This is a genomic window from Rhizobium sp. NPDC092011, from assembly GCF_044756305.1.
GTDB lineage: Bacteria > Pseudomonadota > Alphaproteobacteria > Rhizobiales > Rhizobiaceae > Rhizobium.
Map to the genome: position 1 here is coordinate 619,533 of NZ_JBIVSO010000004.1, position 10,484 is coordinate 630,016.

At 61.5% G+C, this 10,484-nt stretch carries 7 protein-coding genes; 3 read left to right on the forward strand and 4 right to left on the reverse strand.

Translation table 11 applies throughout. From position 1 onward, the window contains the following. The first annotated feature begins 97 nt into the window (after positions 1-97). Positions 98-1,492, forward strand: coding sequence for a cytochrome P450 (locus tag ACIQJ2_RS21175; RefSeq protein WP_400678167.1), 1,395 nt, complete (start codon positions 98-100; stop codon positions 1,490-1,492). 262 nt (positions 1,493-1,754) lie between these two features. After that, positions 1,755-3,923 carry a malate synthase G gene (locus ACIQJ2_RS21180; RefSeq protein ID WP_400678166.1) on the forward strand — a complete coding sequence of 723 codons (2,169 nt, stop codon included), beginning with the start codon at positions 1,755-1,757 and terminating at the stop codon, positions 3,921-3,923. Positions 3,924-4,189: 266 nt separating this feature from the next. Here the strand turns inward: ACIQJ2_RS21180 and ACIQJ2_RS21185 are convergent, their stop codons facing one another. After that, the gene (locus tag ACIQJ2_RS21185) at positions 4,190-4,864 is read right to left on the reverse strand and encodes a L,D-transpeptidase (protein ID WP_400678164.1); all 675 of its coding nucleotides are present in this window, start codon (positions 4,862-4,864) and stop codon (positions 4,190-4,192) included. A gap of 180 nt (positions 4,865-5,044) precedes the next feature. Here ACIQJ2_RS21185 and ACIQJ2_RS21190 point away from each other — a divergent pair, with 180 nt between their 5' ends. Further along, positions 5,045-5,533 (forward strand): MmcB family DNA repair protein, encoded by a 489-nt coding sequence (locus ACIQJ2_RS21190; RefSeq protein WP_199145709.1) that lies wholly within the window; start codon positions 5,045-5,047, stop codon positions 5,531-5,533. A gap of 35 nt (positions 5,534-5,568) precedes the next feature. Here ACIQJ2_RS21190 and ACIQJ2_RS21195 read toward each other — a convergent pair whose 3' ends face one another. From ACIQJ2_RS21195 to hrpB, 3 genes are all read right to left on the reverse strand, one after another. Then, positions 5,569-6,156, reverse strand: coding sequence for an ActR/PrrA/RegA family redox response regulator transcription factor (locus ACIQJ2_RS21195; protein WP_199145707.1), 588 nt, complete (start codon positions 6,154-6,156; stop codon positions 5,569-5,571). Between the two features lie 75 nt (positions 6,157-6,231). Further along, positions 6,232-7,569 (reverse strand): ActS/PrrB/RegB family redox-sensitive histidine kinase, encoded by a 1,338-nt coding sequence (locus ACIQJ2_RS21200; protein ID WP_199145705.1) that lies wholly within the window; start codon positions 7,567-7,569, stop codon positions 6,232-6,234. 2 nt (positions 7,570-7,571) lie between these two features. Further along, complete coding sequence (gene hrpB / locus ACIQJ2_RS21205) at positions 7,572-10,061, reverse strand: ATP-dependent helicase HrpB (RefSeq protein WP_400678162.1); 2,490 nt, start codon at positions 10,059-10,061, stop codon at positions 7,572-7,574. Between the last annotated feature and the right edge of the window lie 423 nt (positions 10,062-10,484).

Here is a 10,484-nt window from a genome sequence, read left to right on the forward strand (position 1 = left end):
GTCTGGATTTCGGGAGCGGCGTTCACCATATCGGATGGATGCGCCGCTCCTGTCGCAATAATCATCAATGGCCCGATTTTCGAGGAGAATGGATCCCATGGACATGTTTCCGGAAGCCTTCTCCCCACCGGCGCCTATCCCGCGCACCGTCCCGCCATCGCGATGGACGATCATCAAGACCATCCTGCGCAATCCGTTGGAGCTTTGGGGAGAGCCTTCCTACACGCTGCCCTGGATCAAGACGAAGTTCTTCAACGAGCGAACGCTGATCGTCAATGATCCCGGCCTGATCAAGCATATTCTGGTCGACAATTCAGCCAACTATCGCATGGCCGACATCCGCCAGTTGGTGCTTCGGCCGATCCTGCGTGATGGATTGTTGACGGCGGAAGGCCCTGTTTGGAAGCGCTCGCGCAAGGCCGTCGCTCCGGTCTTTACGCCGCGCCACGCTCAGGGCTTCGCCGGCCAGATGCTGAGCCAGAGCCTGGAATACCTGCACAAATACGATGAGGTCGACGGCGACGGCGCGGTGTTTGATATCGGCGCCGATATGACCGAGCTGACCTTCGTCATTCTGGCCGAAACCTTGTTCTCGGGCGAGATCGTCACCGAAAGCACGAGTTTTTCCGACGATGTCAACGAGCTGCTGCATCGCATGGGCCGGGTCGATCCGATGGATCTCCTGCGCGCGCCGTCCTGGGTGCCGCGCTTCACCCGCATCGGCGGTCAGCGCATGCTCGACAAGTTTCGCGGCATTGTCCGCAATACCATGGATCAGCGCCTGGAAAAGATGCGCAGGGACCGCGCAAGCGCACCGGACGACTTCCTGACCTTACTTCTGGAGAAAGCCGGTCCCGACGGGCTGACGATGGAGGAGATCGAGGACAATATCCTCACCTTCATCGGCGCCGGCCATGAGACGACAGCGCGTGCCCTGGCCTGGACGCTCTATTGCGTCGCCAAAAGCCCGCATATCCGCCAGGCCATGGAAGAGGAAATCGACCGGGTGCTGGCAACCGATGCCGAGCCGGTCGCCTGGCTTGATCTGATGCCCTATGTTCGTGCCTCTTTCGAAGAGGCGATGCGCCTTTATCCGCCGGCGCCGTCGATCAATCGCGCCGCCATCGCCGATGACGAATGGACGAGCCCCGAGGGCGAGCGTGTGACGATAGAGAAGGGGATCACCGTGCTGATCATGCCGTGGACCCTGCATCGCCATGTGCTCTACTGGGAAAAGCCGCGCGCCTTCATGCCCGAGCGCTTTCTTCCGGAGAACCGCGGCAAGATCAACCGCTTCCAGTATCTTCCCTTTGGTGCCGGCCCGCGGGTCTGCATCGGCGCGACCTTCGCCCTGCAGGAAGCGGTTATCGCCCTTGCCGTAATGATGCGGCGTTTTCGTTTCGATGCGATCGACGGCACGGATCCCTGGCCGGTGCAGAAGCTGACGACCCAGCCGCGCGGCGGATTGCCGATGCGCGTGACACGGCGATAGAGCATTTTACAGCATCGGCCCGAAAATCTGACACCATTTTCGGAAAGCCTGATGCGTAGCTTCAAAGAGATGGGGCGGTTCGACGCTTCAGCGAAAAACTGAACCACTTGGCTTTTTTGACACTTTCCGATTGTTGCCGGCTATTGTTTCCCGTGCTGCATAAATCTTTCGAATTATTGCCAAATTGACGGAGAGCGAAACAACCCGCAAAGTGGCAGCATATGAAAGTTGAGCCGTGAAACGGCCTTGAGGAGTATTTGGCATGAGCCGCATTGAAAAGAACGGTCTACAGATCGAACCGGTACTTTATGATTTTCTCGTCAAGGAAGCTCTTCCTGGCTCGGGCGTGGACGCCGAGAGGTTTTTTGCAGGCTTCTCCGAGATCGTCCACGATCTCGCGCCGAGGAATAGAGAACTTCTCGGCAAGCGTGACCGCTTGCAGGCGGCCCTCGACGACTGGTATCGCAAGAATGGCGCGCCGGTCGATCTCGCCGCTTACGAGACCTTCCTTCGCGAAATCGGCTACATCGTGCCGGACGGCCCGTCCTTTGCGGTCTCGACGACCAATGTCGATCCGGAAATCTCTCACATTGCTGGCCCACAGCTCGTCGTTCCCGTCATGAATGCGCGCTATGCGCTGAATGCCGCCAATGCACGCTGGGGATCGCTCTATGACGCGCTTTACGGCACCGACGCCATTCCCGAGACCGACGGCGCCGAGAAGGGCAAGGGATATAATCCCAAGCGCGGCGAAAAGGTCATCGCCTGGGTTCGCGATTTCCTCGATTCGACAGTGCCGCTCGCCGGCGCCAACTGGAAGGATGTTACCGGCCTTGCCGTGAAGGATGGCGCCCTGGCGATTGCGACCAAGGGCGGCGCGACCAAGCTGGCCGATGGCAGCCATTTCGCCGGCTACCTCGGTGATCCGGCCAACCCGACGCATATCCTGCTGAAGCAGAACGGTATCCATATCGAAATCGTCATCGACACGAGCACAACCATCGGCAAGGCGGATCCGGCCGGCATTTCCGATGTCCGCCTGGAATCGGCCATCACCACGATCATGGATTGCGAAGATTCGATCGCAGCCGTCGATGCCGAGGACAAGGCCGAGGTCTACCGCAACTGGCTCGGCCTGATGAAGGGCGATCTGGCGGAAGAAGTCGCCAAGGGCGGCAAGACCTTCACGCGCCGCCTCAATCCCGACGTCACCTATACCGCGCCGGACGGCAGCACGTTTGACCTGCATTGCCGCTCGCTGATGCTGGTACGCAATGTCGGTCACCTCATGACCAATCCGGCTATCCTCGACCGCGATGGCAACGAGGTGCCGGAAGGCGTTATGGATGCGGTCATCACCGGCCTGATCGCGCTCTACGATATCGGCCCGAATGGCCGCCGCAAGAACTCGCGCACCGGCTCGATGTATGTCGTCAAGCCGAAGATGCATGGACCGGAAGAAGTCGCCTTCGCCGTCGATATCTTCTCGCGCGTCGAGGACCTGCTCGGCATGCCCAGAAACACGATGAAGATGGGCATCATGGATGAGGAGCGCCGCACCACGGTCAACCTCAAGGAAGCCATCCGCGCCGCCCGCGAACGCGTCGTCTTCATCAACACCGGCTTCCTCGACCGCACCGGCGACGAGATCCATACCTCGATGGAAGCCGGCCCGATGATCCGCAAGGGCGACATGAAGCAGGCCGCCTGGATCGGCGCTTACGAGAACTGGAACGTCGATATCGGCCTCGAATGCGGCCTGTCCGGCCATGCGCAGATCGGCAAGGGCATGTGGGCCATGCCGGACCTAATGGCGGCCATGCTGGAGCAGAAGATCGCCCATCCCAAGGCAGGCGCCAACACCGCCTGGGTGCCGTCGCCGACGGCTGCGACGCTGCACGCCACGCACTATCACCGCGTCAACGTCGCCGACGTGCAGAAGAGCCTGAAGAGCCGCGCCCGCGCCAAGCTTTCCGATATCCTATCCGTGCCGGTTGCTTCGCGGCCGAACTGGACGCCGGAGGAAATCCAGCGCGAGATCGACAATAACAGCCAGGGCATTCTCGGCTACGTCGTTCGCTGGGTCGATCAGGGCGTCGGCTGCTCGAAGGTGCCAGACATCAACAATATCGGCCTGATGGAAGACCGCGCCACGCTGCGCATCTCGGCGCAGCACATGGCCAACTGGCTGCACCATAAGGTCATCAGCGAGGCGCAGATCATCGAGACGATGAAGCGCATGGCCGCCGTCGTCGACCAGCAGAATACCGATGATCCCAACTACATCGCCATGTCAGGCAATTTCGACGGCTCCGTCGCCTTCCAGGCAGCTCTCGATCTCGTGCTCAAGGGACGCGAGCAGCCGAATGGCTATACGGAACCGGTTCTGCATCGTCGCCGTATCGAACTGAAGGCAAAGCAGGCGGGCTGATCCTTCTGTCCGTGAGGGTTCATCTCGATCCTTCGAGGCCTTGTCGTCTGCGCTGACGCTTTGACGGCAAGGCATCTCAGGATGAGGTGGAGAGATCCTTGTGGCGAGGGGAGGAGATCGGCCCTCCTCCTGAGGCGCACAGCCAAAGGCGGAGCCTCGAAGGACAAGGACTGGTTGGAGCGGCGTAGCGTCGCCCCGGAATTTCCCAAACAAAGAGGCCGCCGGATCGCGATCCGGCGGCCTTTTTCAATCCCGATGCCAGCGTATTACTGGATAACGATGACCTTGGTGCTGTGACCCGGCAGAACGCGGCTGTAGAGGTCGATCACATCCTGATTGATCAGGCGGATGCAGCCGGACGAAGCGGCCGTGCCGATCGAAGCCCATTCCGGCGTGCCGTGCAGGCGGAACAGCGTGTCCTGGCCCTTTTCATTGTAGAGGTACATGGCGCGAGCACCGAGCGGGTTCGAGAGACCCGGGTTCATGCCGCCGTCGACATACTTTGCGATTTCAGGACGGCGAACGGCCATTTCCTTCGGCGGATGCCAGCTCGGCCATTCCTGCTTCCACGCGACGTAGGCGGTGCCCGACCAGGAGAAGCCCTGCTTGCCGACGCCGATGCCGTAACGCATCGCTTCGCCGTTGCCGAGGATGTAATAGAGATGGCGCTCGCGGGTGTTGACGATAATCGTGCCTTCAGCTTCGTCGGACTTGTACTCGACGATCTGGCGGCGGAACTGCGGCTTCACCTTCTGGATCGGGATCGCCGGCAGCTGGAAGCCGTTATCGCTGGTGATGCCATAGTCGCCATCGAACGTCTTGATGGTCTCTGCGGCGGATTTTGCGGTAGCGGTCGGCGCGGCTGCGGCAGTGGTGGCATAGCCAGCCGATGCGAGCATTGCGACAAGGCCGAGTGCGGTCGTAGCATTACGGATGCGCATGGAAGTCTCTTGAAATTTCGTGGCAGGGATCGGATGGCTATATACCATCGTTGTCTACGGTTTATTTTCCATTAAACTAAACTTTGCAAGCTGCTCTGGCGCTACAAAATACAGTCGCCGCGCAAATTAGAGAGACATGGTTTTTTTGCAACAATGCTTGCCGTGTCCTTGAGGCAATTCATGACGATTTTGAACGTTTACAATAACAATCCGTTAATAGATGGCCGGCAGTCGGAACGGGCCATGCTTGTACGCAAAGGTGTGCAACTTTTACTGCATGAGATGCGCCATGCCATCTTGCCGGAGTTGCCGCTTGCCAGCGGCCGCCGGGCCGACCTCATCAGCATTTCCGAGAAAGGCGAGATCTGGATCATCGAGATCAAGACCTCGATCGAGGATTTTCGGGTCGATCGCAAGTGGCCCGAATACCGGCAGCACTGCGACCGGCTGTTTTTCGCCACCCACAAGGACGTGCCGCTGGATATATTTCCGGAGGAGTGCGGGCTCTTTCTGTCGGATGGCTACGGCGCCCACATGATCCGCGAGGCGCCGGAGCATCGTCTTCCGCCGGCGACACGCAAATCGGTGACGCTGAACTTCTCCCGCGCGGCGGCTCAGCGCCTGCTCTTGGCCGAATGGGCGACGGGCAAATCCTTCGCCTCGGAATAACCGCTCAAGCGAGGGGAGCGCTTCGAGAAAACGCGTTATTTCGGCGCGCGCTTGGCGAGAATGCGCTGCAGCGTGCGGCGATGCATGTTGAGCCGGCGTGCCGTCTCGGAAACGTTGCGCTCGCACATTTCGTAGACGCGCTGGATATGCTCCCAGCGCACGCGGTCCGCCGACATCGGGTTCTCGGGCACCTCGGCCTTTTCGCCGGGACGTTGCGTTAGGGCCGCAAAGACGTCGTCGGCGTCGGCGGGCTTTGCCAGATAGTCGATTGCACCCAATTTGACAGCAGTGACGGCTGTCGCGATGTTGCCGTACCCAGTCAAGACGACGATATGCGTATCATCGCGCCGTTGGCGGATCGCCTCGATGACCTCGAGGCCGTTGCCATCGCCGAGGCGAAGGTCGACGACTGCATATTTCGGCGGGTTCACCTTGGTCTTGGCGACGCCTTCCGCCACCGATTCCGCCGTCTCCACCACGAAGCCGCGTGTTTCCATTGCGCGCGCCAACCGGCGCAAAAAGGGGCCGTCGTCATCGACGATCAGCAGTGTCGCATCCGCGCCGATATAGGCCGCGGCATCCTTATCCCCGACGTGTGGGGCAGCGATCTCTTTTTCCGTCATTCTATCTTCTATCCCGGCGACCATCCGCCTGCATATTCTACCGATTTTGACCAAGGCTGTTGTAAGCCGTCAAAATCATTTTGTCGAATTACTGTCGATCAATACGCGCGGCCATTCGACGCGGACGCGAGCTCCCGGCGTTTCCGGATCGCGGTTGGTGAAGGAGAGCGCGGCGCCGGAGCGCTCCAGCAGCGTCTTGGCAATGAACAGGCCAAGCCCGAGGCCCCCGGCCGTATCGTCGCGCTGCCGGGACGTGACGTAGGGCTCTCCGATCCGTGCCAGGATTTCGGGCGAATAGCCGCTGCCGTCGTCTTCGATGACGATCGTCAGCACGTCGGCCGTGTATTCCACGGTGACGGTCACCGTCTTGCGGGCATAGTCGACGGCGTTCTCGATCAGATTGCCGAGCCCGTACATGATGCCGGCATTGCGCGACAGTACCGGCTCGCCGGCGCGCGGGCTCTTTTCGATCAGCTCCAGCGCAATGCCGAATTCGCGATGGGGAGCAATGATCTCTTCCATCATCGAAGACAGCGTCAGCCGCCGCATATGCGCTTCGTCTTCCGAGGAAAGCGTCGTCAGCCGCCGCAGGATGTCGCGGCATCTTTCGCTCTGGCTGCGCAGCAGCGCCACATCCTCGCGAAAACGGTCGTCCTCGCGCAGCTCGCGTTCCATCTCCTTGGCGACGACGCTGATGGTGGCAAGCGGCGTCCCGAGCTCGTGCGCAGCCGCAGCCGCCAGTCCGTCAAGCTGCGACAGATGCTTCTCCCGCTGCAGCACCAGCTCGGTTGCCGAAAGGGCATCGGCAAGCTGCGAGGCCTCCATCGAGACGCGATAGGCGTAGAAGGCCGCAAAGGCCATGGTCGAGGCGATCGAGCACCAGACGCCCAGCTGCATGACGCTATGAACGTTTACGGCGACGCCTTCGTACCAGGGAAGGGGGAAGGGGGAAAAGGCAAGCCCGGTGATGCAGATCATCGCAAGCGCAATCAGCGTCACGCTGTAGCGGATCGGCTGCGAGGCGAAGGAAATGATGACGGGCACGCAGACCAGCACCGAGAAGGGATTGGCGAGCCCGCCGGTGATCAGCAGCAGGCCGCTGAGCTGCAGAAGATCGAGGCCGAGCAGCGCGAAGGCGGCCGGCGGCTCCAGCCGGTGCGTCGGGGGGAAACGCAGGGTGAGGAAGAAGTTGATCCAGGCCAGACAGGCGATCAGTACGCAGCACGGCATCAGCGGCATGGGGAATTTCAGCCAGAAGGCGACGATCATGACGGTGACAGTCTGACCGCCGACCGCAAGCCAGCGCAGGCGCACCAGCGTCTGCAGCCTCACCCGCCGGCTGCTGTGATGGTCGTCCTGTGCCCGGATCTCGGCCTCGGACAGCTTTTCCAATCCCCGGAAGAATCGTGCCATTGTCAGGTCCCCCTTGGCTTGGCGCGCGTGGTCGGCAAGGCATCGGCCGGATCTTCCGGCCAGGGATGCCGCGGATAGCGCCCGCGCATGTCGGCACGCACATCCTTCCAGGATCCCGCCCAGAAGCCGGGCAGGTCGCGCGTCGTCTGGATCGGTCGGTGGGCCGGCGATGTCAACTCCAGCAGGAGCGGCAGTCTGCCGCCGCCGACGGCCGGATGCTGCTTCAGTCCGAACAGCTCCTGCACGCGAATGGTGAGGAGTGGCTCCTCGCCGTCATATTGAATGGGGTGACGCTGGCCGGTCGGCGCCTCGAAATGCGTCGGCGCCATTCGGCTGAGATCGCGCTGCAGCTCATGCGGCACCAGCGCCATCAGCCCATTGGAAAGGCCCCCGATCGAAATATCGGAAAGACCGCGCGCCTCGCTTTGAAAAGGCGTGAACCATTCGTCGAGCCGCGCAAGCAGCGCTTCGTCGCTCATGTCAGGCCAGGGATCGCCGATCGTTCTATATAGGAAGCCGATCCTGTCGCGCAGCTGCGCCGCTTCCTTGGAAAAAGGCAGCACATCGACCCCAAGCTCGCGAATGCCCTCGGCCAGTGCTTTGGCAGCCTGCTCGCCGGAGGGGCGGGGCAGAGGCGTCTCCTCGAAGATGATGGCGCCGAGCCTCGTCGCCCGCCGCGCCCGCACCTGGCGGCTCGCTTTGTCGAAAAAGCTCTGATCTTCGGTGCGTATCTCGCCTGGCAGATGGTCTTCGACATCAGCACGCGAAATCTCCGCCGCCGCGAGAATACGTGCCTGCGCCGCCCGGCCAGTGAGATCGGCGATCACGAGCATCTGCGAGCCGGCAAGCCGTTCGGTCTCCGGCAGTTCGGCGCCCCGCCCATTGGCCATGACAAAACGGCCGCGCCCGCCGCGCTGCAGAGCGATGCGATCGGGAAAGGCATGCAGCAGCAACGAACCCGCTAAGGGGGAGGTGGAGGAAGCAGCGCCTTTGCCGCCGGCAGCAGATGCAAGCCGCCCGGCCAGCCGGCGGGCGGCTTCCGCCCGCTCGCCCTTTTCCGTCTTGAAGCGGCGCAGTCTTTCTTCGAGATCGATGCTCTGGCCGCCAAGCCCTTGCTCGGTCAGCAGCACAGCCAGCAATGCCGCTTCGCGCCCCTGGCCGAATTCTGCAGCCGAGATCACCATGGCCGCCAGGCGAGGCGGAAGAGCGAGCTCGCGCATCAGCCGGCCATGCGCCGTCAGTCCGTTTTCGGCGTCGAGCGCTCCCAGTTGCCGCAAGAGTGTCCGTGCCTCCGCGAGCGTGGTTGCCGGCGGCTGGTCGACGAAGGCAAGCGTCGAGGGGTCCTGCACACCCCAATGCGCGAGGTCGAGCGCCAGGCCCGAGAGATCGCTGGAAAGAATCTGCGGCGGCGTAAACGCGGGGAGTGCCGCCGTCTGGCCGGGATGCCAAAGGCGAATGGCAATGCCGGGCTCGGTTCGCCCGGCGCGGCCGGCGCGCTGATCGGCGGAGGCACGCGACACTCGCACCGTCTCCAGGCGCGTGATACCGGTCGAGGCCTCGAAAACGGGTAGCCGCTGCTGGCCGCTGTCGATGACGATACGGACGCCGTCGATGGTGATAGAGGTTTCGGCGATCGAGGTCGCAAGCACGATCTTGCGCGTGCCCTGCGGTGCAGGCTGGATAGCCGCATCCTGTTCCTTCTGGCTAAGATTACCATAGAGTGGCGCAATTACCGTCTCCGGTCCGAACCGGCCTTGAAGCCTCTCCGCCGTCCGAGTGATCTCGGCCTGTCCCGGAAGGAAGGCGAGGATAGACCCCTGTTCTCTGGCATGCGCATCGAGGATAGCCCGCGTCACCGTATCCTCGATCCGCTCTCCCGCCGGCCTATCCTGATGGCGGATGTCGATCGGAAAGCTGCGACCCATGCTTTCGATAACAGGCGGTTGCCCGAGCAGGCTGGCGACACGCTCGACATCGAGCGTCGCAGACATAACAAGAATACGCAGATCGTCCCGCAATGCCGATTGCACGTCGAGCGCCAGCGCCAGGCCGAAATCGGCGTCCAGGGAGCGCTCGTGGAATTCGTCGAAGATGACGGTCGAAATGCCCGAGAGTTCGGGATCGTCGAGGATCATCCGCGCGAACACGCCTTCCGTCACCACTTCGATCCGGGTCTTGGAAGAGATGCGGTTGTCGAGCCGCATGCGATAGCCGACAGTGTCACCCACCTGCTCGTTGAGTAACGAGGCCATGCGGGCGGCGGCGGCTCTTGCCGCTAGGCGCCGGGGTTCGAGAAGGATGATTCTGCCGTCGCCGCGCCATGGCTGCCCCAGAAGATAAAGTGGCACCAGCGTCGTCTTGCCGGCGCCGGGCGGCGCGGACAGCACCGCACGCCCATGGCCGGAAAGCGCAGTGCCGATATCGCCAAGCACATGCGAGACCGGAAGCTCCGGCAATGGAGGCACTTTATATGTCACGCCTGCTGGCTCCATATCGCTCTATATAGCGTGGTGCCGGATTCGTGTGGCAAACCCGTTTGCGCCCGCTCCTTGTGAAGAAGCAACATGCTTTGCTTCCCCTGTTCGTTTGATCTCTATTAGGTCCTGGGCGTTTTGCTGGCAATGAGAGGCCGGGGGTCTGCGCAGGCGGCGCGATTTGCGCCGGTTTGGGAAGGCAATCCGGACGATTCTTGCGAAAGGCGTAAAATGAATCCGGAAAACATATCCAATCCGGTAGAAATCTCCTGTATTTTCCAAACCACTTCAAATTTCCTTTTGAAATCAGTATGTTGTAAAAATGTCAGAATTTTTACAGCGTCAGTGTTGACTAGTTCGATGGGTAGGGTCTATAAGCCCGATCACTGACGAGGGCGGCGGCGCTGCTGGCGACGAAGTCCTTCGCTCTAGTGTTTCCTG